Source organism: Fenollaria massiliensis (assembly GCF_000312505.2).
Classification (GTDB): Bacteria; Bacillota; Clostridia; order Tissierellales; family Peptoniphilaceae; genus Fenollaria; species Fenollaria massiliensis.
Window position 1 is genome coordinate 363,516 of record NZ_HG326225.1, and the last position, 24,320, is coordinate 387,835.

The following is a 24,320-nucleotide window of genomic DNA, read 5'->3' on the forward strand; positions in this document are numbered from 1 at the left end:
CCTCCTACGAATTAAGCTCTTTATTAACGTTAACTAAGACAAGCTCCGCCTCGTCAAGTGCGTCCTTAAGCTTTTTACTCTTCTTTAAATTTTCCTTCGTATATAATTTATTTGAACTCATAACTATGTTTGAGAAAGCAGCTAATAGATTGTCAAAACTCTTCTTAAGCTCTTCTTCACCAGCGAGCTTGTTCTTATGAACTTCTATCCTTGCGCTTTCACCTGTAACTAGGTCAATTGTTTCGCCAAGCTTTGGTGCGTAGACATCAAGGCCTTCGTCTCTAATTATCTTTTGCTTTAAAATTTCTTGTGCATCGCTCTCGCCATGAACCAAGAAAACTTTTTTAGGCTTTCTTTCAAAGGCATCTAGCCATTTTAATAGCATATTTTGATCGGCATGTGCAGAAAAGCCTTGTAAGTCATAAACTTCTAGACCTACGTCCACCATTTGACCAAAGAGCTTAACTCTTCTCACGCCACTGAGAATGATGCGACCTAAAGAGCCTTCTGCTTGGTAACCAACTATAACAAGCGAGTTTCTCTTATCCCACAGACAGTTCTTTAAGTGATGCCTTATTCTGCCTGCTGTCATCATGCCTGACGATGCGATGATAACCTTTGGTCCTTCGTCCACATTAAGCGCCTTTGAGTCCTCTGTCTCGCGGATGTACTTTAAGTGCTTAAACATAAGTGGGTCGTCGCCCGACTTAAGCAGCTTTTGTGTCTCTTCGTCCAAAATATCGTAGTTACGCATAAAAACTTCTGTCGCATCGACCGCCATTGGCGAATCAAGAAAAACTCTTATATTATTATTTTTTCTCTTCTCGAACTCTTTGTTTAATAAGTATATAAGCTCTTGACTCCTGCCAACTGCAAAGCTTGGTATTAGAACGGTTCCGCCTCTTGCAACAGTCTTATCTATAATATCAATAAGTTTTTGAGTGCTGTCCGTAAGTTCTTCGTGATTGCGATTACCATAAGTTGACTCCATTATGACGTAGTCCGCGTCCTTGATGAATGTCGGATCCTTCAGTAGAGGCCTATCTGGCATACCAAGGTCACCAGAAAAAACAAGTTTCGTCTCTTTGCCATCTTCATTTATATAAATTTCTATAATGGCTGAGCCAAGTATATGACCTGCATCTCTGAAAATGATTTTGATGCCATCAAAGAGTTCTATCTCTTCACCATAAGCATAGCCCCCAAGTAGTTTAAGGGTCTCATCAACATCTACATCTGTGTAAAGAGGTTCAACTGGGTCAAGTCCTTGGCGAAGATTCTTCTTAGTCTCAGTCTCGGCGTCTTGCATACCAATCTTGGCTGAGTCGTAGAGCATGACTGGAGCTAGGTCCATAGTCGCCTTAGTCATGATAACTTCGCCGTCGTAGCCGTCCTTAACCATCTTAGGTAGCCTTCCTATGTGATCTATGTGTGCGTGAGTGATGAGCACCTTGTCAATGTCCCCAACATTGTAGTCAAAGGGCCTTTTGTTCAGCTCTTCAAGGTCCTTACTGCCTTGAAACATGCCACAGTCTATGACTATCTTCTTACCACAGGCTTCAAGCAAATAGTTGGAGCCAGTTACTTCTTGTGCTGCGCCTAAAAAACTTAGTTTCATAGTAATTCTCCTTTTTTATAAATATCCTCTACAATTGCGTCTATATCTACCTTTTCTTCTTCTCTTTTAACGTCAGCTATAAGCGGTCTCGTTTGTGGATGGTCTGGCGAAAATACTGAGCAGCAGTCGTCGAATGGCTCTATGGACTTATCGTAAGTGCCTATTTTTTTAGCTATGTCAATGATGTCAAGCTTATCAAAGGCTATGAGCGGTCTAAAGATAATCATGTCTGTCGCGTCCTCTATCGCTTTAATACCATACATTGTCTGAGATGCGACTTGACCGATATTCTCCCCTGTGATGATGGCGTCGTAACCCTTGTCGTGAGCAAGCTTTTTCGCAACGCGCATCATTATCCTTCTTGAAACGACTGTTGTGTACGAAACATTCATATTTTGATTGATGGCTGTGTAAGCGTCAAGCATATTATATGAATATAATTTTATGTCTCCAGTATAGGCAGCGACTATGTCTCTGAGGCCTTTAACCTTGTCAAGTGCTTGAAGCGAGGTGAATGGATATGAGTGAAAATGTATTGCGTCTACCTTAACGCCGCGCTTCGCCATCATGTATAATGCGACTGGACTGTCTATGCCGCCAGATAGTAGGCAAAGTGCCTTGCCGTTAGTCGCCTTTGGCATGCCGCCAAGTGCCTTGTGCTTTTCTACTGAAACGTAGGCGAACTTCCTGATATCGACATAAACCTCGTGCTCAGGCCTATGCACATCAACTTTTAGTCCTTCTGTATTTGTAAGTACGGCAGCGCCTATATCTCTTGCTAGCTCCATCGAGTTAAGCGGGAATTTCTTGTCCGCTCTTGTGGATGACGCTTTGAAAGTGCCTTTTAAATTTTTTCTTTAACTAGATCTATAGCAAGGCGCCTGATCACTTCAATATCTTTTTCGCATCTATAAGCTTTTCTGATCCAAACTATGCCAAAAACTTTTTTTAGTGCTTCAATTGCTTTTTCAGATTTTGCATCGTCCACTTCTATAATAATTTTGCCGATATCGTTATAAAGGCTATCGTAACCGATATCTTTTAAGTTTTTGTCGATGTTTGAAATAAGTTTTTGCTCGAAGTACCTTCTGTTGCCGCCCTTTAGGTGCATCTCGCCCTCACTTATGATTAAATACACTTTATCCATCATCATTTTTTAACACTCCTAATAAATTTAACCGCTTTTTTAATAAGTTCCGCCGCTTTTAAGACCTCTTCTTCAGTATTCATCTCAGAAAATGAAATTCTAACCGTCTCTTCAGCTTCTTTTTCGCTGTAGCCATAGCCCTCAAGTACGCGCATGTGCTTTTTTTGCTTCGATGAGCAAGCAGAAGACGTTGAAATGTAGACCTCATCTTGCTCCAAGATATGAACTAGTACCTCTGCCTTGATATTGTCAAAAGCAATTGACAAGACATATGGCGAATAGCCCTTACCCTCTGAGTGAACGTTAACGCCATCAAGCTCTTTTAGGCTCTCTATCATTTTATTTTTTAAATTATTTACATATTTATAATTATCTTCAAGATTTTTATCCAAAATTTTAACCGCTTCAGCTAGAGCTAAAACGCTCGGAACATTCTCAGTTCCTGCTCTTAGAGAAAATTCTTGCTCGCCTCCATAGATAAGTGGCTTAACTAAATTAACATCGCGTGCGTAAAGGCAGCCAATGCCCTTAGGCGCGTGAACCTTGTGACCTGACATAGAAAGGAAATCAATGTTTCCTTCACTTAAATCAATGCGAAGCTTGCCAAAGGCTTGAACCGCATCAGTCGCAAAAATTATATCGGGATACAGCTTCTTTACTTCACGAGCAATGCCTTCTACGCGGGTGATGCTGCCCACTTCGTTATTAACATACATTAGTGAAACGAAGCCAAAACTATCATCAAGATTTTCTAAAACATCATCCAAATTGATTTGACCATCTTGTGGATGAATTTTTACGACCTCAAAGCCATTGGCCACAAGATTGTCAATAGGCTTGTTCATCGCTTGATGCTCGACCGCTGTAGTTAAAATTTTCTTCTTCTTTATATCCTTAATTGAATTTACAATAATGTTGTCCGCTTCACTCGCGCAAGACGTAAAAATTATCTCACCAGACTTGATATTAAGAAATTTTTTGATACATTCCCTTGCCTCTTCAAAATCATTTCTTAGTAAAAATCCAGCCTTATGTATGCTCGATGGATTCGCATAAGTCGCTTCAAAGGCATGAAGCGCCGCTTCCATCGCCTCTTTATATACTTTTGTTGTTGCACAATTATCTAAATAAATCATAAACCTCACCAATTCTATTATATTATAAAGCTGAGTAAATAGCAATAAAAAAGTGACTAAGACTTGCTTAATCACTTATATAAATTAATTAAAATATTTTGCTTGTGCACTCCACATTTCCTTGTACTTTTCATTTCGTTTTAATAATTCGTCATGTGGTGCACTGTCAATAATCTTGCCGTCGTGGAATAATATGACTCTGTCTGCAAATTTACAAGCACTCATCCTGTGAGAAATGAATATGACTGTCTTACCCTTAGCTGCCTCATTGAAGCTCTCGAAAATTTTCATCTCAGACTTTGGATCAAGCTTCGATGTCGGCTCGTCAAATATCAAGATATCCTTATCATTGTAAAGAGCTCTTGCAAGTGCAATTTTTTGGCTTTCACCGCCAGAGATATCCACACCATCTTCGTCAATGTCTGTGTATATATATTGTTCTAAGTCATAAGCTTTTTCAAAATTAGCGAGCTTTAAAACTCTTTCGCACTCATCAGCATTATAATTTTCACTTGTGGCAATATTTTCTCCAAGCTTAAATGAAAATAGATAAAAGTCTTGACTCACTACTCCAATATTTTTCGCAGTAAAATCAAGTGAAGGTACATCACCATCAATAAGAAGGCTACCTTCATTTGCTTTGTATAAACCTGTTAGCAAATTTACAAAAGTCGTTTTACCTGAACCATTTTCTCCAACTATTGCAATTTTTTCGCCTCGCCTTATTTCAAGATTAAGATTTTTTAGCTGAGTAATTTTTGAATCTGGATAGGAAAAGCTTAAATCCTTTACACTAATCAAAGTCTCTGTAAAATCTTTTTCCTTTACTTCAAAATTTTTATCAGATTTCAAATTAAGTATATCATACAAAATCGCTATTTTAGGCTCAAGTGCTTTTTCTTCGCCAATAGTTTTGATAAGCTCCTTTGCTGCTTCACAAAGTGCTTTAAAAGCACCATAGTATATTATAATCTTGTCTACGCCAAAGAGACCGCCTTTTGCCTTAATGGCAAGCATAATTAAGAACAAGATTCCAAGCGTCGATAGCAAAAGATCATCTATGCCTTCACTAAAACCTGTTCTTCTTGCAATTTTCTTTCTTAATCCAAGACCACTCTTTACAAAATTCTCGTTTATATCGTCAAGTATAAAAGCCTTCTCGTCATAAATTTTAATCTGCTTTAACGACTCATAATCAGAGAGTAACCTCATGTAATAATCGTAAATCTTATATTTTTTCGCATAGGTCTCTCTATCGATTTCGTTCTTTTCTTCTGCCCTCTTCCTAAAATTGATTAATGCATAAGTAACTGCTAGCATTAAAAATATTATTAGTAAAGGAAAATATTTTGATCCAAAAACTTTAATATCGACAGATTTTGATAGTGCTGGATAAAAGCTAATTAATGATACTATTGCTATAATAATGCTAATTATATTAACAGTAAAATTATAAAATTGATACATCGCTTCCATGTAAATGGTGCTCATGCCGTCACTTTCTTCTTTGTGTCTTAAAATTTTGTCCTTTGTATCTTTAGCTTCAAGGTCCTTAAAATCTAGCGAAAACAATTTTTTAATAAGAATATTTTTTTCATTAGTATTTAAATAGTCGCCATACTCTAACTTATAGTTTTCAGTGATGTTTTTAATATAGTGAAGTGCAAAGGATATTGCCGCTGCTGCCACAGAAAATTTTATTATAAAGCTAATTTCTCTAGCTTCGATTATAAATTTTAGTAAGTAGCCAGAGATGTAGACAAAGATAAAAGGCTCAGCTGCACATAATAAAGCATTTAGAAAAACTGTTGGCAATATACTTTTTTTAATTTTGCAGATGTCTTTATAAACTTGCTTCTTCATTTTTATTCTCCTTATAATACTTAGCTTGCATATCAAACATAGCTTTGTATTTTCCACCTAAGTTCATAAGCTCATCATAAGTTCCAAGTTCGGCAATGCTTTTGTCATCTAAGTAAATAATTCTGTCGCAGAACCTCGTTGAAGTGATTCTGTGTGAGATAAATATCGCCATCTTGTCCTTAGTAAAGTCTTTGTACTTTAGATAAAGTTTTTCTTCAGCAATCGGATCTAAAGCTGATGTTGGCTCATCAAGTATCAATAAGTCGCTATCTTTCATAAGAGATTTGATGAATAAAAGCTTTTGTGTTTCGCCGCCAGAAAAACCTTCTATCTTATTATCTTCGATATTTATTAGCTCAGTATCCAAGCCGTTTTCTAGTGAAGTAACTCTATTACTTAAACCCATCTCATCAATAAACTTTTCTGCCTGAAGCATATCTTGCTGCTTATCGTCCAAATTATTAATAAGCGTAGTCGGCATCAAAAAGTAATCTTGGAAGAGAGCGCTTATCCTCTTGTAAATAGACTTTTTATCGTAAAGATCAATATCGATGCCATTGATTAAAATCCTGCCGCTGCTAGCATCAAAAAGCTTTGTAATAAGCTTAATAAGAGTTGTTTTGCCAGCGCCATTCTCCCCAACTATGGCGATTGACTCACCTTTTTTGATAGTAAGATTAATATTCTTTAAAATTTCGTTATCCTCATCATATGCAAAAGAAACATCTTCTAGTTTTATCTCATCTATTGACTTTAAAATAATTTTATCAGTATTAAGATCTGCCTTGTCTTGAACAAAAGTCCTGTACTTGTCGCAAACAAGAGAAATTCTCCTAAGCGACCTTATATGACCCGAGAAATTATTTAGCCACTCTGAAAAACCAAGTACTAAGCTTAGATAAAAGATAAAATTCGCTGCACTTATCTCTCCATTAAGAACGCTCTTTGTAAGTAAAACGTATGTAAATAAGTCTCTGATGAAGCCAAAGATGCCTTCGACTAAAGAGACTCGATTAGCTTTTTTAGTCCATCCACGAAGAAGTGCGTAATATGCTTTTGATATCTTATCTACGTGATAGACTAGCCATGAAATAGCATTGTTTAAGCGAATCTCTTTTTGTGCACCATCATCTAAAGAAACTTTATACATATAGTAGTGCCTTGACTCTTCCTGAGCCATCTCATCAGTGATTGCGTCTCCATAAAGCATAAGCCTATCTTGGAAATAGGCTGTAATAAGTGCTGAAATTAAGATAATTAAAACTAATTTATAGCTAAGAAAAGAAAAAATAATTGCATAAGCGAAAAACCCTAAAAAAGATGTGATAAGCTTAGAAAGTCTAATCGCAGACCAAGCGCCATCAGCTTGTTCTCCTTCAAAAGCAAAGGACTTCGATCTTTCGAATAAAGATTTTTGCTCTGCTGTTTTAAAATCAAGTAGATCCTTATCCATAAGAGCAGAGATAAGGTCTACACCGTAGAGCATACTAACCTTAGTTTGGAAAAAATCATTTCTAGTATCCATCCAGGTGTTTAAAATTTTTAATAAAATGTAAAAAATAAATAGACTGATTAAACTTAAGATAAATTGTTCAGCGTCAAGACCTTCGATAATCGCTGCTGTTATAGTTTTAAGTATATATGCATCAAAAAGCGGTATTATTATTGTAACAATAGCCGACAAAAATACAAGGATAGTCCCAAAACTATCTTTCTTAAACCAATTTTTAATTAAAAATTTGATATTGCTAGAAAAACTATGCTTCATTTACATCCTCTTATATATTTATTCAATAAATTTTATTCTTCAAAGATATTTTAAAACATAATTGTTCTTACGTCAAGTTTTGCGTAAATTTTATTTTAATAATCATAATATTTATATATTTAGCTTGAAAAAAATCAATACTTGTGATAAAATATCTTTATATATGAGGAGGGAAGAATATGGACATAAGACAAATAGAAACTTTTGTTGAAGTCGTTAGACTTGAAAGTTTCTCGAAAGCTGCAGAAAAGCTGTTTATCACGCAACCAACAGTCTCCAATCACATAACTGCTCTTGAAAAAGAAGTCGGTAGCGAGCTTATTGACAGAAGCGGCAGACTCTTTAGAGTTACGCCAACTGGACGAATTTTGTACGAGCATGCGGAGAAGATTATTGACCAGATTAATAACGCTAAGTATGAGATTGACGCCTACGACCAAGGTCTTCAGGGCAAGATAAGCATTTTGTCAAGTTCCATCCCAAGAGAGTACATACTTCCTGATCTTATAAAATCATTTTTAAATGAACATCCAAAGATTAGTTTTTCGCTTCAAGGAAGTGACTCAAAGGAAGCGATTAAGAAAATCATATCTTATGAAAATGACTTTGCAATCGTCGGAAAGATGACTGGTAACCCAAAACTTGACTTTGTTAAACTTGTTAAAGATACCAGCGTACTTATAGTTCCAAATGAAAAATTTGAAAATCTTAAAAATGGCGATTCAGTTAAATTTGAAGATATTCTTGATGAAGATTTTATTTTAAGAGAATATGGTTCTGCCTCGCTTGAAACAATAATCAACGCTATTTACCAAAGTTCTAAAGATGCTAGAAAACTTAGGATAGTTGGCACTTGTGATGACAATGAATCGATCAAGTCTTTGGTAAGTAAAGGTGTTGGTCTAAGTTTTATGAACAAGATTGCGATTGAAAGAGATATTAAAGAAAATAGATTTAAGTACTTAAATATAAAGGGAGTAGACTTCTCAAGAGATTTTTATTTCTTATACCACAGAGAAAAGCCACTTAGCCCACTTGGCAAGAGATTTAAGGATTTTGTTTTGGATTATGTAAAGAAACATAAATAAATTATTTTTTAAATCTATAAAATCCATAGAATTTGATTTAGATAAAATTAAAAATTTTAAATATATTTAACAATTTATTTTGGAGTTACGCTTATGTAGCTCCATTTTTTATAGACAAGTAAAAGCAGATGCACGTATTATGCATCTGCTTTTGTAGTCACTAATTTATTTAAATTAGATCTTAAATTTTAATTTTTTAGATAAAACAAGATGATTATGCAAAGTAAATCAACCTTCAGAACCATATTGTTTTTTACTAATTTTGAAGAGAAAAGAAGAACCTCGTCCGTGTACGTCCGAGAACCTTTACGCCAGCATGGATTAGGCGATATTTAGTCAAGGCATAATCTTAATTCTCTTTATTCATAAATTTTTTAGATAAAACAAGATGATTATGCGAAGTGGAGAATTTATCGAGCGATCACGTACTTTATCGTACGTGGAGCGAAGATAAATTCGAACAAGCATAAGGGCTTGTTTTAGCAAAAAATTTTATTTTACTAAATGACAGGCAACATAGTGTCCCGGCTCCACTTCCTTTAGCGTAGGATGTGTACCATTGCAAATGCCTTCGTCTCTCATAGGGCATCTACCATAGAAAACGCATCTATCTGGTGGATCGATTGGGCTTGGAACGTCGCCTTTAAGTATAATTCTTTCTTGTTTGTAGTCATATTCAGGTACTGGAATTGCTGAAAGAAGTGCTTTTGTGTATGGATGCAATGTGTTTTCAAATATTTGCTTGTAGTCTGCTAGTTCAACCATACGACCAAGGTACATTACTGCAACTCTGTCTGAAAGGTGACGAACAACTGAAAGGTCATGTGATATAAATAAGTATGTTAGTCCTTTTTCCTTTTGTATGTCTTGAAGAAGGTTTAGTACTTGAGCTTGTATTGATACGTCAAGTGCTGATACTGGCTCATCAAGTACTATGAACTCAGGTCTCATTACTAGGGCTCTAGCTATACCAATTCTTTGTCTTCTTCCTCCGTCTAGTTCATGTGGGTAGGAGTTCATAAGTCTTTTTTCAAGACCTACTGTTTCCATCATTTCAAGAACTACTTTTTCTATTTCTTTCTTACTATCGTAAATTTTGTTTACATAAAGTGCGTCTGCAATTAAATCAAATGTGTTTAGTCTTGGGTTAAGTGATGAATATGGGTCTTGGAAAACAATTTGCATTTCGCGTCTTAATTGATGCATTTCCTTTTTAGTGTGACGATTCATGATGTTTTCACCGTTAAACCATATTTCTCCACTAGTTGGCTCATGTAATCTAATTATTGCACGACCAGCAGTTGACTTACCACAGCCTGATTCGCCTACAAGGCCAAGTGTTTCGCCTTTCTTTATTTCAAAGTTAAGGTCTTCAACTGCATGTAGAACGCCCTTCTTAGTCGGAAAGTACTTACATAAATGTTTTACTTCAATGAAATTATCGCTCATAACTTTCCTCCTCTACTTTTCTTCTGACTCATTCTCTGTATGAGCTTCGCCTTCTACACCCATGGCTGCGTCTTTATATAAGAAGCATTTAACATAGTGACCTGGGCTTACTTCGTATACTGGTGGATTTTCAGTTTTGCACATTTCCATGCACTTAGTGCATCTTGGGTGGAACTTACAGCCACATGGTAAATCTGTTGGGTCTGGTGTCATACCAGGAATAACTTGAAGTCTTTCAACATCTCCAGTTAATTTTGGTATTGACGAGAAAAGTCCAACTGTATATGGATGCTTCTTGTCTGTGTATATATCCTTAGTAGTACCGCTTTCAACAACTTCTCCAGCATAAACAACCGCTACTTTATCGGCTATTTCAGCGATAACACCTAAGTCGTGAGTAATCATGATGATGGATGTATCAAACTTGCTCTTAAGTTCCTTCATTAGCTCCATAACTTGAGCTTGTATAGTAACGTCTAGAGCAGTTGTTGGCTCGTCCGCAATGATTATCTCTGGGTTACAAGCAAGAGCCATGGCGATAACTATTCTTTGTTTCATACCACCAGAAAGTTGATGAGGATAGTCATTAACTCTTTCACGTCTGATACCAACTAGATCAAGCATTTCAAGGGTCTTTTCTCTTCTTCCGTTCTTGTCAAGTTTAGTGTGAAGAGCAAGAACTTCTTCGATTTGCTTACCTATAGTCATAACAGGGTTAAGACTTGTCATTGGGTCTTGGAAGATCATGGAGATCTTTTCCCCTCTAATCTTTCTCATGTCTTTTTCTTTAGTTTGTAATATGTCATTACCTTCGAACTCAATCTCTCCTGAAGTAATAATTCCAGGTGGATCAGGAACTAAGTTAAGTATTGCAAGAGCAGTAGTAGTCTTGCCGGCACCTGTTTCTCCAACAAGGCCAAGTGTCTCTTTCTTATTTAGAGACAAGTTCATGCCATTAACGGCTTTAACAACACCTGAATCTGTATTGAACTCAACAGATAGGTCTCTTATATTAAGTAAATTTCCTTTTTCCATAGTAACCTCCTACCTCTTAAGCTTAGGGTCAAGTGCATCTCTAAGACCATCGCCCATAACATTAAGAGCAAAGATGGTAATAACGATGGCTAAACCTGGGAACAATGTAATGTGTGGGAAGTCCATGATATATGAACGACCATCCGAAAGCATAGCGCCCCACTCTGGTGTAGGTGGTTCAAGTCCTAATCCTATGAAGGATAGACCTGCCGCGTTAATAATTGCATAGGCAACACCAAGAGTTGCTTGAACTATGATAGGTGCCATACAGTTTGGAATTATGTGTTTGAAGATGATTCTAAGGTCACTTGAACCATTGGCCTTAGCTGCTTCAACAAATTCATTATCCTTTATTGTTAAAACCGAGCTTCTAACGATTCTGGCATATGCTGGAACCGAAGCTATACCAACGGCAATCATAAGGTTTGCAAGGCCTGTGCCTAGCGCACTCATGATGGCGATAGCTAAAAGTATATCTGGTATAGCTTGAAGCACGTCTATAAATCTCATAACTAGTGTGTCGACTTTACCGCCGTAGTAACCAGTAACAGCTCCTAGTGTTACACCTAGTGCTAAGGCGATGGATACTGATATGAATCCAACCTTTAAACTGATTCTAGACCCGTAAACAACACGAGAGAATATATCACGGCCCAAGTGGTCTGTACCGAAAATGAATTGTGAGTTAGGTGTTTGGTATGTTGGACCAACCATATCATTGAATGTATATGGAGCAACTACGTCTGCGAATATCGCAACCAAAACAAGTATGATAAGTATAAGTAGACCTACCATAGCAAGTTTGTTTCTCTTCATTCTCTTTAAAACTTCACTAAGACCTGTTTGTCTTTTTGATTTTTTAACTGATTGTTCTTTATTCATATTTTTTTCTGCCATATCATCACCTACATATATTGACTCTTAACTCTTGGATCTATGAATGTATATAGTATGTCGACAATTAGATTTACAAGGGCAAATGTAACTGCAACGAACAATACGCATCCCATAACAAGAGGTATGTCTCTCATCTTGATTGAATCTACCATAAGTCTGCCTATGCCAGGAATACTAAATATAACTTCAGTCATTAGCGCTCCACCCATAAGTTGTCCGAATTGTGTACCGATAACTGTTGTGATAGGGATAAGGGCATTTGCAAGAGCATGCTTTCTGATGATAACTTTTTGATCTTGACCTTTTGCCTTAGCAGTTCTGATGTAGTCTTGTCTAATTACTTCAAGCATAGAGCTTCTTGTTTGTCTTGTGATAACAGAAACAGATTGAGCTCCTAATGCTATCGCTGGTAGAACCCATTGATTAGGCATATCAAAGCCTGATGCAGGTAGCCAACCTAGTTGCACACTAAATAGCATGATTAGTAGTAAACCTAACCAGAATACTGGCATCGAGATACCAATTAGGGCAAATATCATTGTCAAGTTATCAAATATACTATATTGTTTTACTGCTGATATGATACCTATAGGTATACCTAGTAAAACTGCGAATGTTATAGCTAAAAATGCTAGTCTAATTGTTGCGCCTGCTCTGTTGCCAATTTCTTGCACAACAGGCATTCTTGTTCTGTAACTACGACCTAAGTCACCTTTAAACACTAGGTTAGATATGTATCTACCAAATTGCGTGAAGAATGGATCGTTTAAGCCAAGTTCTTCTCTAAGTTCTGCTACTTGCTCTTCTGTGGCTGATGGGCCCAAGATGTTACGAGCAGGGTCTCCAGGTGTTATGTATAATAACCAGAAAACGAAGAGACTTACAAGCAAGATAACAGGTATTAAATAGAGGATTCTCTTAATAACGTATTTTATCATAATGCCTCCGATATAATTGAACTATGCTAGGGGGAAGATATCCTCCTCCCCCTTCACTATTTGTAATATTCTAATATTTTACTACTTTGTCTTAACTTCTACTTTGTTTAATTTGTAGTAACCAAAGCAGTTCATTTCAAAACCTTCAACATTCTTAGATGTTGCTACAGTTAATTCTGACCAGTATTCAGGGATCCAAATTTGATTGTCAAGAATGTACTCTTGAGCTTTTCTGTAGATTTCGCCTCTCTTTGTTTCGTCAAGTTCTTGTCTAGCGTCATCAAGTAGTTTATCCATTTCTGGGTCTTCTAACCAGCAGTAGTTACCGCCTTCGCCCTTTGCACTTGAGTGGAAGCAAGGGAATAAGAATGCGTCTGGGTCTGGTGTATCAGAATTCCAAGCGATTTCAAACATATCTTGTTTAGCATTCTTTAATACATCGTTGAATGCAGACCATTCCATAACGTTGATAGTTACGTTGATACCAACTTCTTTAAGTTGTTCTTTGATGATAGTTGCCATGTCAACACGTTGTTTTCTTTCGTTAGTAGAGATAGTTGTATCAAAGCCGTTAGGATATCCTGCTTCAGCAAGAAGTGCCTTAGCCTTTTCAACATCTCTTGCTCTAGCCTTAGTTTCTCCACCGATAGAATATTTTAATGATGGTGGCATTGAGTTAGATGCAGTTTTTCCTAGACCTAACCAAACCTTTGGAATTAAGTCGTCCATATCGATAGCGTATGCTACAGCTTGACGAACCTTTGGATTATCGAAAGGTGCCTTTTGAGTGTTGAATCCTAGGTAAGTTGTACCATAGTCAGCTGATCTTAACATAACAAGATTTTCATCTTTTTCAACTTTTTCAACATCAAGTGGTTGTAGTTCATAAATGATATCTGCTCCACCAGTTTGAAGTTCAACTAGTCTGTTAGTTGGTTCAGGGATAATCTTGTATTCAACCTTAGCCATCTTAGCTTTTTCTCCGTAATAATCTTCGAATCTGCTTAACTTGATAGCATTAGCTTTAGACCATTCATCAAGCTTGAAAGGACCAGTACCGCAAACCTTATCAGTAGAAGTACCGTAGCTGTCTCCAGCTGCTTCAACTTCTTTTTGGCAAAGGATTGCTCCACCTGGATGCATTAATGATGCAATGATACCAGGATATGGGAACTTAAGATTGAATCTTACTGTGTAATCATCGTCAGCCTTGATAGAATCTTCATCGATAGTATTGAACAAGTGCTTAACGTTAGGTGCTTCACAAGCACGTTTTAATGAGAATACAACGTCTGATGCCTTCATTTCGTCACCATTGTGGAACTTAACGCCCTTTCTTAGGTGGAAAACGTATTCAGTATCAGATACCTTGTCATAGCTTTCAGCTAGTAAAGGAACTTCTTCTGCTTTGTCGTTTAGTTCGAATAGACCTTCATAGATTTGAACTAAAACTTTAGAAGATGCGTTATCATTAGTTCCCATAGGGTCTAGTGATATAGCATCTGAGTCGTTAGCGATTACAAGTGTGTCCTTGTCGCCCTTCTTTTCTCCAGTTGACTTGTTGCCGCCGCCCTTACAACCAGTAAGTACTGTCATAACAAGCGCTAGTGCCAAGATGAGTGAAATAAACTTCTTCATAAAAACCTCCTTGCATTTCTGCGTGTGCTTAAGACCTAAGTGGTCCTAGCTATAGTCTAAGAGCCCCGTATGTATGGTACAAATGCTATGTTCTTGCTAATCGGAATTGGTCTACTAATTCTTCATTAGCTCGTGTTAACAGCGATATGCTCTACCTAATTAAAGCTCTTTTATATATTATACCACTACTTATTTAAGATTACAAGTATTTTGATCAAAATACTACTTTACACGTAAAACTTTTTTCGAAAATAGAAATAATTAATACTTATTAATCATATTAATATTATAAATGAAAGCCTAATTATACTTAATAATAAAAAATATACTTGATAATAAAAAATATAAATAAATATCCCCCGGCCTAGCCGGGGGTTTTTCTCATGCGGCCCAAAGGGCCTGTATTACTAGCCACGCCTCAAGGACGTTGGTTAATCTGTCACTTGCAAATTATACTAGCTACCCTTTAAAAGGGTCTATTGTATCGAATGTCAGCTGTTCACTAAGCTGGTCTTGTTTCAATTGATTTTGTATATACTCTTGTATGATTTTTGTATTTTTTCCTGCTGTATCTACATAATAACCTCTACACCAAAATTGACGTCCTCTGTACTTATATTTTAAATTGCCCCATTTTTCATAAATCATTATACTGCTTTTTCCTTTAAAGAAATCCCCATGAAGCTTGATACTGCTAATTTGGGTGGTATTTCTACCAACATGTGTACATGATCTGGGCAAACTTCTGCTTCTATTATATTAACTTCTTTCCAACTACATAATTCTCTTAAAATTTGTCCTATTTCAAGTCTTTTATCTCCAAAAAATTCTTTCCTTCTATACTTGGGTGCAAACACTATGTGGTATTTGCAATTCCATTTAGTATGTGATAAACTATGTGTGTCATTCAATGACATTTTTAATTCCTCCCTTATTTGATTTTATATTGCAATTGACAGATTACAATTATATTATATCAATAGGGAGGTTTTTTGTTTGTTTATCACCGCTAAAGCTAAACTGAACCCCCAGTCTAACTGGGGGTTTTCTAATACAAAAAGATGCACCCAATATTTAGGTGCATCAAAAAGGATTTGAAATGACTTTACGCAAAGCTCTTTCCGATCATATATTGCCTTGCGTAAATTAATTAAGATTTTTTGTTTTTTATTTTCAAGTGTAATGATTGTATGAAGTAATTTTCAGTCTGCATAGCAATTTTTTTCGATAAATTATTAGATGAATTCATTTTTATTTATAAATTTAATAAATAAAACTATCTTTTTTCTCTAATTTATTAGATAAAATCATTTTTTTCGTAAATTTATTATATAAAATTATCTTTATCACAAATTTATTAGATAAAATTATCTTTATTCACTAGTTTTGCAGAGCAAGGAAGAACCTCACCCATTTACAAAGCTTCGCTTTGAATGGGTCCCGAGAACCTTGGTGCTTCGCACTTGAGCTAGATTGAGCGATGTGGACCGACGAAGCAAGCGATTCTCACTAATAGTAAATAAGCATAGCTAAAATTTTACTAATAATAAAACTATTTTTATTCACAAATTTATTAGATAAAATTATTTGTATTCATAAATTTTGAAGAGAAAAGAAGAACCTCGTCCGTGTACGTCCGAGAACCTTTACACCAGCATGGATTAGGCGAAGTGTAGCTTTGAGGCAAGCGGAGCGTACATACAAGTACTCGAGCATTTCCAAAAAAGTATTTATTAAATCTTATTAACTTTATTCACAAATTTATTAGATAAAATTATCTTTATTCACTAGTTTTGCAGAGCAAGCGAGATGATTGAGCGATGTGGACCGACGAAGCAAGCGCAGCGTACTAATGGTACGTGAGCATTGCTGAGGAAGGAACGAGCTCAAGGGCTCGCTTGAATGCAAAACTAATTGAGGAAGTTGATTGCTTGAGAGCGCGACTTAACCCCCAACTTCTTATACAATCTATAGATGTGTGTTTTGGATGTAGATAGTGTGATGAAAAATCTGTTGGCTATTTCTTGATTACTTAGGCCTTCTTTTATGCTTAGAAGGATTTGCTTTTCTCGTGAGCTTAGTGAGTCGTAGATCTTCTTACGGTCCAAAAAGTCCCCCAATTTTTGTTCCGTCTGTATACTGAAGTTCCTTTGCTTTGATACGACTACTATCCCCTTTCTCATGTCGAGAAGAGCTTGTCTGAGACTTGCTCCGCTAAGTTCTTTGTCTATGATGCCGTCGAGATAAAAGTCTTTTGGCGAAATTATCATTTCTGTGTTTGGCTTGTTAGTCATAAAGAGTATTCTATAGCGCCTGTCTTTAACTGCTATCATTTGTAGCTCGGGTATCTTTTTTCTTTCATTTAGTTCATCATCTACATAGATGAGAAAATCTACGCTCTTTATTCTTAAATATTCTTGAGCATCTGAGGCATCTCTAAAGCTTTCAACGACGTGCATATCGTTAAAAGCTGAAAGAGAGGCTCTTATGCCTAGGGCGTATATTTCTGAACCGCCAACTATTAATACTCTAAATGATTTAAGCGCCATAAACTATTGTTCCGTTCTTAATTACTTTATATGTGTGGTTTATACCGAAGTGATATATGAAGTAATCGATATTTTCACAGTTAAAGATGGCGATATCGGCATTCTTACCTACTTCAAGCGAACCTATGGATTGTGTTCTAAGTACGCTTGCTGCTGCGTTTATGGTAGCAGCATTAAATACTTCTTCTGGTGTCATTCTCATTTTGATTGAAGCTATTTGCATTGCTAATTGAATATTTTCAGATGGGCATGAACCTGGATTGTAGTCTGTTGATATACTTACTGGGCAGCCCTCTTCTATCATCTTTCTAGCTCTAGCGTATTTACCTGTGTTTAGGTTAAATGCTGTTGATGGAAGCACGTTTGCTATAACCCCATTAGCTGCCATGGCCTTAATACCTTCATCTGATGCGCCTATCAAGTGGTCTGCTGAAACGCATTTTAGCTCGGCACTTAATTCTGCGCCGCCGAAGCTAATTAGTTCGTCTGCATGTATTTTAAGCTTAAAGCCAGTTTTTCTTGATGCTTCAAGCACTCTTCTTGACTCATCTATAGTGTAAACGCCGTCTTCACAGAAGATGTCGGCAAATTCTGCAAGTCCTTTTTCCATAACTTTTGGATTATATTCATTGATAACCTTATTTATAAAGGCTTCTCTGTCGTTTTTGTACTCATCTGGCATAGCATGACATGGCATAAATGTTGATACTAAATCGATTGGATGATCTTCGTTTAATTTTTTAGCTACTTCTAATTGTTTAAGCTCTGTATCGAAGTCTTCTATACCATAGCCTGACTTTGCTTCAACTGTTGTAACGCCATAGCTTAGCATTATGTCAAGTGATTTTTTTGCCTTTTCATAAAGCTCTTCGAAGCTTGCTTCTTTAGTATGTCTTTGTGTTGCGTGTATACCGCCACCTGCGTTCATTATGTCCATGTATGTCTTGCCATGAAGTTTCATGGAGAGCTCATTTTCTCTTGAGCCCCCATGAACAAGGTGTGTATGTGAGTCTACTAGGCCTGGTGTAACTAGTTTGCCTGTAGCATCGATGACTGTAGATTTACTCTCATCTACTCCCATGGCCTTATACTCATCCATAGTACCTAAGGCTTTTATTTTATCGTCTTCTGTTATTAAATATGCGTTTTTGATTATTTCTACTTCGCCTTGCGCTTTACCTGCTCTAACTTTACCGTGGGCCTTTGTTGCTAAAAGCGAAGAAATATTTTTAATTATGACGCTTTGCTTCATATTCATCCACCTTTGCCATTTCTTTTTCTATAATTTTGTCGTCTACTAGATAAGGAATAGTAATGTGGTCAGTGTCTTTGTGATCCTTGTTATATTGTATTGCTGTTTCGATTGAGTGGTCGTTTCTAGCCCAGCTTCTTCTAGCTACACCGCTCATAACGTCCCAAGGCATAGCTGCCTTAAGTATTGTATCTACTCTGTCTGATCCGTCTAGAACCATACCGAAGCCGCCGTTGATTGATTTACCTATACCAACGCCACCTCCGTTATGAAGAGCTACCATGGACATACCTCTAGCGCAGTTACCTGCGAAACATTGTGTAGCCATGTCTGCCATGATGTTTGATCCGTCTTTGATGTTTGATGTTTCTCTAAATGGTGAGTCAGTTCCTGATACGTCGTGATGGTCACGGCCTAGCATGATTGGGCCTACTTCTCCCTTTCTTACCATGTCGTTGAATTTAAGAGCAATTTTTAATCTACCGATTTCATCTTGGTAAAGTATTCTTGCTTGTGAGCCAACTACTAATTTATTCTTTTCAGCATCTCTGATCCAGATGTAGTTATCAAGGTCTTGGCCTCTTCTGTCCTTGTCAATGCATTCCATAGCTGCGTGGTCAGTCTTGATTAGGTCTTCTTCCTTATTTGATAAGCAAACCCATCTGAATGGTCCGTAACCATAGTCAAATAGCATTGGTCCCATGATATCTTCAACATAGCTTGGGAAGATGAATCCTTCTGATTCGTCAACGCCGTTCTTAGCTATTTCCTTAACGCCTGCATCGAAAACTGATTTCATGAAGGAGTTACCATAGTCAAAGAAATATGTTCCTCTATCTACAAGTGTTTTTATTAATTCAAAATGATGCTTTAATGTTTTATCAACTAATTTGCAGAAGCCTTCTTTGTCTTCAGCAAGCATCTTTGTTCTTTCTTCAAATGTTAAGCCTTGTGGGCAATATCCTCCGTCGTATTGAGCGTGGCATGATGTTTGGTCAGAAAGAAGTTCTACGTGAACGTTATTTTTAACGCAGTATTCTAGTAGGTCTACGATATTGCCATGATAAGCGATTGCTCTAGGAGTTTTGCTGTCTCTTGCTTCGTTAGCCCATTTGAATACTTGGTCAAGGTCGTCTGAACATTCATCGATCCAGCCTTGTTCAAGTCTTGTATTGATTCTTGAAATATCAACTTCTGCGATGATACCAACGCCGTTTGCAATTTTAGCTGCCTTACCTTGAGCACCACTCATTCCGCCTAATCCTGATGAAATGAAGATGTGGCCTCTTAAGTCGCCATCGTGTGGAACACCTAATTTTAGACGAGCTGCGTTAAGAACTGTATTGTATGTGCCGTGAACTATACCTTGTGGTCCAATGTACATCCAGCCACCAGCAGTCATTTGTCCATAGTTTGCAACGCCCATGGCAACTGCTTTGTGCCAATGTTTTTGATTATCGAACTCACCTATCATTAATGAGTTTGTAATTATAACTCTTGGTGAAGTCTTATGGCTTCTGAATAAGCCTAGTGGGTGACCTGATTCCATAACTAGTGTTTGTTCATCAGTTAAATTTTCAAGATATTTTTTAACTAATCTGTATTGCATCCAGTTTTGCATAACTTGTCCTGTTTCACCGTAAGTAACAAGTTCATAAGGATATAGTGCTACGTCGAAGTCTAGGTTATTGTCAATCATTAGTTGTATAGCCTTACCTTCGATGCATTTACCCTTGTATTCATCGATAGGTTTAGCCTTGATATTACCCTCAGGTCTGAATCTATAGCCATAAATTCTTCCTCTAGTCATAAGCTCTTCCATAAATTCAGGAGCTAGTTCAGCGTGAAGCTCTTCTGGAATATATCTAAGTGCATTCCTTAAAGCTAGCTCTATCTCATGCTTTGAAAGAGTTAAGTCTCTGACAGGTGCTCTTCTAACCTTTGGATCAATCTTGTGCATCGGTGGTAAAACCGGATCAAGTTTGATTGTCATAGCGTCTTTAAGATCAAATTTCATAATTAACCTCCCTACTTAATAACTATTTAAGTGCTCCTACAGCTTTTTCAACAGCGTTAAGAACCTTGTCATCAGCTAATAATTCTTCAGCTTTATTGATTTCAAAGTACATAACCCTATCTTTGTCAATGTAGTCTATTACTTTTCTTACTTCGTCATAAGCAGCCTTAGTTCCCTTACCAAGACCCTTATCTCCTCTTATATCAATAGCTTGGCATGCAGCAAACATTTCCATAGCTATAACTTTTCTTGCGTTTAAATAAATTTCTCTAGCTTTTCTAGCAGCTATAGTACCCATAGATACTAAATCTTCTTGGTTAGCAGATGATGGTATTGAGTCAACGCTTGCTGGATGAGCTAGCACCTTGTTTTCGCTAACAAGAGCTGCAGCTGCGTATTGAACTATCATGTAGCCAGAGTTTACTCCGCCTTCCTTAACTAAGAAAGCTGGTAGACCTTCTGATAATGCTGGGTTTACAAGTCTTTCTAGTCTTCTTTCAGATACGTTAGCTAGCTCACTGATACCAATGCCTAAAAAGTCAAATGGTAGAGCCATTGGTTCGCCGTGGAAGTTACCAGCACTGATAACTGCTTCGTCATCTGGGAAGATGATTGGGTTGTCAGTAACAGAGTTGATTTCGATATCAACTTTGCTCTTAACATAATTTAGTGTATCCTTTGGTGCGCAGTGAATTTGCGGAACACATCTTAGTGAGTATGCGTCTTGTACCCTTAATTCACCTTGGCGAGTAATATTTTTTGATCCTTCAAGAATCGCTCTAACATTATATGCAGTGTCATACATGCCTTGGTGACGTCTAACATCAGCGATTCTTTCATCGAATGCATCGATAATTCCGCCCATAGCTTCCATTGTAAGAGATGTAGCAACGTCAGCTAATTTTGAAAGCTTAATAGCATCATATAAAGTTAATGTGCCAACAGCAGTTAAAACTTGAGTACCATTGATAAGAGCTAGACCTTCCTTGCTAGTTAATTCGATAGTTTCGATACCAGCCTTATCCATAGCTTCCTTGCCAGTCATTTTCTTGCCTTCATAGAAAGCTTCGCCTAGACCAAGCATAGGTAGAACCATGTGAGCAAGAGGAGCTAAGTCACCTGATGCACCTAGCGAACCTTTTTCAGGAATACATGGTGTAACGCCTTTGTTTAGCATAGCAACAAGTGTTTCTATAGTTTCAAGTCTTGCACCTGAATAGCCCTTAGATAATGAATTAGCTCTCAATAGGATGATGGCTCTAACGATGTCTTCGTCAAAAAGCTCGCCAACGCCACATGAGTGAGACATAATTAAATTCTTTTGTAAATTTTTAGTCATATCCTTTGAGATATGTACTTCAGAGAATTTTCCAAAACCAGTTGTGATTCCGTAGATAACCCTTTCTTCTTCAACAAACTTGTCAACAAGTTTTCTTGACGCAATGATTTTTTCCTTTGCATCCTTTGAAATTTCAACCTCTGCGTGGCATCTTGCTACCTTTGCCACATCTTCAATTGTTAGATCTTTGCCATTGATTACGATCTTTTCCATAATGTCCTCCTTTTACTAAGTTAGTACTCTGATAAAGTAAAAAGGAACGCACATGGCGTTCCTTAAATCTATTTTTTATTAAAATTGTGAGTAAATAAATAATTATGTATGAATATCATACCTTTCACCTCATCCATAGATATTATACCATAGATAAAATTTATAGTCAAGGATTAAAATTTCAAATCCGAAATATTGGGTATGAATAAATAGGTGATATTATGGAATATGTAAATTTATATACAAGACAGCATGAGAATAGCCTCTACGAATTAAAAAATAAAGGCATTATACAAAACAAAAGGCTCTATGTAAGCTTACATATGAGAGATATTTCAGACTTTTTCTTAGAAAAATATGATTATTTCGTTAAGATGGCATCGAAAAGAGTTCCTAAGCCAGATGATATAAGCTACCCAATTTGGTGCAGCGTCTCAAAGAGAAACTGCTTAAAGCCAATCGAGAAAGAAGTCGTTTATGCAATCACAGTTCCAAAAGATGAAGTTATTTACTTCGATGGAGCAAAGTGGGATCTAGTTTTAAACAATCAATATGTGCCACTTGATGAAAATGATGCGAAACGCTTTGAAAATTCTCTAAAAAAATGCAGCGCAGATAAAGTGTATAACTTGTTTGAGAAAAAATACAACGGTATTTTTGATGACATAAGAGAAGAAATTGTCACTAGCTGGGAAAGAATCTTTGATATTACTGATAAAAGTGAATTTGTTGTTCAGGCAAATCTTTGGCAAATTAAGGAAGAATGGATTAAGCACATAATTTATCCAGGCGATGACTTTTTTGAAATAGTTAAGGATATGGAAGAGACTTGGAAAAACTAATTTTGTGTCTATTTGGCAAATACTATAAACATGAAAAGGGTCGAGCAATACTGCTTGGCCCTTTCTTTATCTGTGAACTGTTTATTAGCTTTAATTACACTAATGCAAATACATATTCTAATATTGATCAGTATATAAAAACATAGTTCCTAAGCCTTCAATTGCTTCAGGATATATATCGAATCTGAAAGCCATTCCGTTGTTGTATCTAAACACTACAAGCACGTAATCTGCTCCATTTAAATCCTTTGTTTCAACGCTTACTTTGTAATCCTTTGAGAAAATCTCTCTACCAAATCTCTTTGCATCAGCTCTTTTTAATTCTACAAGCTCTTTTACTTTATCTTCATTAGCATCATAGTTAAGCTCTCTTAATAACTCTGCAGCCTTCTTGTAATCATTAGCGCCAAAAGCATCATGTACCTTAGTAAACTTTTCTTTTAATTCATCTTTTGATAATTTACGTATATCTTTGCTTTTATCAATAAGACCGATTATTGGAGAATAAGAAAGGCTTTCAGTTATTACTGCACCTTCTTTGCCTTCTTCTATAGCAGCTTTGATAGTATTTTTTCCACCACTAGGATAAGTGAATTCAACAACATAGCACTTTTTACCTTCTTCCATAGTGATCTTCTTTTCTATACGTGCTCCATCCATATAAAGTCTTCTTCCGTGTAATATAGACATGTTAATTAATTGAGCTTGAAAATCATCTTCCTCGTTTCCTGTAAAAGGCACATTAGCAAAATTTTTAAATTTCTCAATCCTTTGATTTATCATTGATATTAGAAAGTTAAATACTTTATTTTCTTCTTCAGAATACTTTTTATCATCAGATTTCTCATTTTTAGTTTTTTCTTCCTTCTTTTCATCTTTTTTATCATCAGTTTTTTCGTCTTTCTTTTCTTCTTTTTTATCATCAGTTTTTTCGTCTTTCTTTTCTTCTTTCTTTTCTTCTTCTTTTGCTTCTGCATCACTCTTTAGCATGATAACTTTGTTCTTTGCGTCATATTTAACGTCTAGTCCTACTAATGAACCAAGGTCTCTTAATTGCATGTAGTTATACTCGTTAATAAGTGCTGTTTTTATTTCTTTTTCTTCACCATTAACAAGAATATTCTTAACTGATACGATTGCTTTTGCTTTTTCGTCTTTAATTTCAGCTAGGTCGCCTTCAACTTTTTCATAAGCCTTTGCTAGTTCTACTGAAATTAACTTTGTTGGCTCATCGTATCCAACGCTGAATTGACATTTTTTAGCATTTAAAATTGCTGCTACGTCTCTTAATTTTAGGTAGTTGAATCCTTCTACGTCGTATGCGCCAACCATTACTTCTTCTCCGTCAAGTGTCACTTTTTTAGTGTTTTTAACTGCATCTACTGTTTTTGACTCAGCAAATGCTGTTGGGATAAGTGTTACAAGCATTAAAATTGCTAATAACAATGAAATTTTCTTCTTCATAATATTATTCCTCCTTAATTTGATTGAGTAATTTCATTATACTACTAAAGAAATATAAAATCAACAT

17 protein-coding genes and 2 pseudogenes are annotated in these 24,320 nt (G+C 36.4%); 2 read left to right on the forward strand and 17 right to left on the reverse strand.

The window, feature by feature from the left end; genetic code table 11:
- Positions 1 to 4: 4 nt before the first annotated feature.
- From BN30_RS03545 to BN30_RS03565, 6 genes and pseudogenes are all read right to left on the reverse strand, one after another.
- Positions 5 to 1,618: an MBL fold metallo-hydrolase RNA specificity domain-containing protein gene (locus BN30_RS03545; RefSeq protein ID WP_019214135.1), complete on the reverse strand. Its 1,614-nt coding sequence runs from the start codon at positions 1,616 to 1,618 to the stop codon at positions 5 to 7.
- A pseudogene (gene thiI / locus BN30_RS08905) lies at positions 1,615 to 2,451 on the reverse strand (tRNA uracil 4-sulfurtransferase ThiI); the annotation flags it as partial. The gene BN30_RS03545 and the pseudogene thiI, both read right to left, overlap by 4 nt.
- 11 nt (positions 2,452 to 2,462) lie before the next feature.
- Positions 2,463 to 2,771 carry a THUMP domain-containing protein gene (locus BN30_RS10225; RefSeq protein WP_019214137.1) on the reverse strand — a complete coding sequence of 103 codons (309 nt, stop codon included), beginning with the start codon at positions 2,769 to 2,771 and terminating at the stop codon, positions 2,463 to 2,465.
- Positions 2,768 to 3,901 (reverse strand): cysteine desulfurase family protein, encoded by a 1,134-nt coding sequence (locus tag BN30_RS03555; RefSeq protein ID WP_019214138.1) that lies wholly within the window; start codon positions 3,899 to 3,901, stop codon positions 2,768 to 2,770. The genes BN30_RS10225 and BN30_RS03555 overlap by 4 nt, the downstream gene beginning before the upstream one ends.
- Before the next feature lie 84 nt (positions 3,902 to 3,985).
- Positions 3,986 to 5,764 (reverse strand): ABC transporter ATP-binding protein, encoded by a 1,779-nt coding sequence (locus tag BN30_RS03560; protein WP_019214139.1) that lies wholly within the window; start codon positions 5,762 to 5,764, stop codon positions 3,986 to 3,988.
- Positions 5,745 to 7,532 (reverse strand): ABC transporter ATP-binding protein, encoded by a 1,788-nt coding sequence (locus tag BN30_RS03565; RefSeq protein WP_019214140.1) that lies wholly within the window; start codon positions 7,530 to 7,532, stop codon positions 5,745 to 5,747. Before BN30_RS03565 ends, BN30_RS03560 begins: the two co-directional genes overlap by 20 nt.
- Positions 7,533 to 7,711: 179 nt before the next feature.
- On the opposite strand from BN30_RS03565, the gene BN30_RS03570 reads away from it, so the two are divergent.
- On the forward strand, positions 7,712 to 8,620 hold the full coding sequence (locus tag BN30_RS03570; protein WP_019214141.1) for a selenium metabolism-associated LysR family transcriptional regulator: 909 nt from the start codon (positions 7,712 to 7,714) through the stop codon (positions 8,618 to 8,620).
- A gap of 492 nt (positions 8,621 to 9,112) precedes the next feature.
- Here BN30_RS03570 and BN30_RS03575 read toward each other — a convergent pair whose 3' ends face one another.
- The 10 genes and pseudogenes from BN30_RS03575 to hutH form a co-directional block, all read right to left on the reverse strand.
- Positions 9,113 to 10,069 (reverse strand): ABC transporter ATP-binding protein, encoded by a 957-nt coding sequence (locus BN30_RS03575; protein ID WP_019214142.1) that lies wholly within the window; start codon positions 10,067 to 10,069, stop codon positions 9,113 to 9,115.
- A 12-nt stretch (positions 10,070 to 10,081) separates the two neighbouring features.
- On the reverse strand, positions 10,082 to 11,104 hold the full coding sequence (locus BN30_RS03580; protein ID WP_019214143.1) for an ABC transporter ATP-binding protein: 1,023 nt from the start codon (positions 11,102 to 11,104) through the stop codon (positions 10,082 to 10,084).
- Between the two features lie 9 nt (positions 11,105 to 11,113).
- Positions 11,114 to 12,001, reverse strand: a complete 888-nt coding sequence (locus BN30_RS03585; protein WP_019214144.1) for an ABC transporter permease — start codon at positions 11,999 to 12,001, stop codon at positions 11,114 to 11,116.
- 8 nt (positions 12,002 to 12,009) lie between these two features.
- Entirely contained in the window at positions 12,010 to 12,939 is a 930-nt protein-coding gene (locus tag BN30_RS03590; RefSeq protein WP_019214145.1) for an ABC transporter permease, read from the reverse strand.
- 81 nt (positions 12,940 to 13,020) lie between these two features.
- On the reverse strand, positions 13,021 to 14,577 hold the full coding sequence (locus BN30_RS03595) for an ABC transporter substrate-binding protein (protein WP_019214146.1): 1,557 nt from the start codon (positions 14,575 to 14,577) through the stop codon (positions 13,021 to 13,023).
- A gap of 459 nt (positions 14,578 to 15,036) precedes the next feature.
- Positions 15,037 to 15,494, reverse strand: a pseudogene (tnpA, locus tag BN30_RS08910) (IS200/IS605 family transposase).
- A gap of 993 nt (positions 15,495 to 16,487) precedes the next feature.
- Positions 16,488 to 17,126 (reverse strand): response regulator transcription factor, encoded by a 639-nt coding sequence (locus BN30_RS09580; protein ID WP_019214148.1) that lies wholly within the window; start codon positions 17,124 to 17,126, stop codon positions 16,488 to 16,490.
- A complete protein-coding gene (gene hutI, locus BN30_RS03610; RefSeq protein WP_019214149.1) occupies positions 17,116 to 18,378 on the reverse strand; it encodes an imidazolonepropionase in 1,263 nt (420 codons plus the stop codon). Before hutI ends, BN30_RS09580 begins: the two co-directional genes overlap by 11 nt.
- On the reverse strand, positions 18,356 to 20,395 hold the full coding sequence (locus BN30_RS03615; RefSeq protein WP_019214150.1) for a urocanate hydratase: 2,040 nt from the start codon (positions 20,393 to 20,395) through the stop codon (positions 18,356 to 18,358). Before BN30_RS03615 ends, hutI begins: the two co-directional genes overlap by 23 nt.
- 22 nt (positions 20,396 to 20,417) lie before the next feature.
- Positions 20,418 to 21,947: a histidine ammonia-lyase gene (hutH, locus tag BN30_RS03620; protein ID WP_019214151.1), complete on the reverse strand. Its 1,530-nt coding sequence runs from the start codon at positions 21,945 to 21,947 to the stop codon at positions 20,418 to 20,420.
- 221 nt (positions 21,948 to 22,168) lie between these two features.
- Between hutH and BN30_RS03625 the strand changes: the two genes are divergently transcribed.
- On the forward strand, positions 22,169 to 22,789 hold the full coding sequence (locus BN30_RS03625) for a DUF3841 domain-containing protein (RefSeq protein ID WP_019214152.1): 621 nt from the start codon (positions 22,169 to 22,171) through the stop codon (positions 22,787 to 22,789).
- 117 nt (positions 22,790 to 22,906) lie between these two features.
- Here the strand turns inward: BN30_RS03625 and BN30_RS10010 are convergent, their stop codons facing one another.
- A complete protein-coding gene (locus BN30_RS10010) occupies positions 22,907 to 24,253 on the reverse strand; it encodes a primase (RefSeq protein ID WP_019214153.1) in 1,347 nt (448 codons plus the stop codon).
- Positions 24,254 to 24,320: the final 67 nt, after the last annotated feature.

What these genes read in the sequence shown, in the direction of transcription:
- BN30_RS03545 (WP_019214135.1), bottom strand. Translation starts at nt 1,618, where the DNA reads ATGAAACTAAGTTTTTTAGGCGCAGCACAAGAAGTAACTGGCTCCAAC.
- BN30_RS10225 (WP_019214137.1), bottom strand. Translation starts at nt 2,771, where the DNA reads ATGATGATGGATAAAGTGTATTTAATCATAAGTGAGGGCGAGATGCAC.
- BN30_RS03555 (WP_019214138.1), bottom strand. Translation starts at nt 3,901, where the DNA reads ATGATTTATTTAGATAATTGTGCAACAACAAAAGTATATAAAGAGGCG.
- BN30_RS03560 (WP_019214139.1), bottom strand. Translation starts at nt 5,764, where the DNA reads ATGAAGAAGCAAGTTTATAAAGACATCTGCAAAATTAAAAAAAGTATA.
- BN30_RS03565 (WP_019214140.1), bottom strand. Translation starts at nt 7,532, where the DNA reads ATGAAGCATAGTTTTTCTAGCAATATCAAATTTTTAATTAAAAATTGG.
- BN30_RS03570 (WP_019214141.1), top strand. Translation starts at nt 7,712, where the DNA reads ATGGACATAAGACAAATAGAAACTTTTGTTGAAGTCGTTAGACTTGAA.
- BN30_RS03575 (WP_019214142.1), bottom strand. Translation starts at nt 10,069, where the DNA reads ATGAGCGATAATTTCATTGAAGTAAAACATTTATGTAAGTACTTTCCG.
- BN30_RS03580 (WP_019214143.1), bottom strand. Translation starts at nt 11,104, where the DNA reads ATGGAAAAAGGAAATTTACTTAATATAAGAGACCTATCTGTTGAGTTC.
- BN30_RS03585 (WP_019214144.1), bottom strand. Translation starts at nt 12,001, where the DNA reads ATGGCAGAAAAAAATATGAATAAAGAACAATCAGTTAAAAAATCAAAA.
- BN30_RS03590 (WP_019214145.1), bottom strand. Translation starts at nt 12,939, where the DNA reads ATGATAAAATACGTTATTAAGAGAATCCTCTATTTAATACCTGTTATC.
- BN30_RS03595 (WP_019214146.1), bottom strand. Translation starts at nt 14,577, where the DNA reads ATGAAGAAGTTTATTTCACTCATCTTGGCACTAGCGCTTGTTATGACA.
- BN30_RS09580 (WP_019214148.1), bottom strand. Translation starts at nt 17,126, where the DNA reads ATGGCGCTTAAATCATTTAGAGTATTAATAGTTGGCGGTTCAGAAATA.
- hutI (WP_019214149.1), bottom strand. Translation starts at nt 18,378, where the DNA reads ATGAAGCAAAGCGTCATAATTAAAAATATTTCTTCGCTTTTAGCAACA.
- BN30_RS03615 (WP_019214150.1), bottom strand. Translation starts at nt 20,395, where the DNA reads ATGAAATTTGATCTTAAAGACGCTATGACAATCAAACTTGATCCGGTT.
- hutH (WP_019214151.1), bottom strand. Translation starts at nt 21,947, where the DNA reads ATGGAAAAGATCGTAATCAATGGCAAAGATCTAACAATTGAAGATGTG.
- BN30_RS03625 (WP_019214152.1), top strand. Translation starts at nt 22,169, where the DNA reads ATGGAATATGTAAATTTATATACAAGACAGCATGAGAATAGCCTCTAC.
- BN30_RS10010 (WP_019214153.1), bottom strand. Translation starts at nt 24,253, where the DNA reads ATGAAGAAGAAAATTTCATTGTTATTAGCAATTTTAATGCTTGTAACA.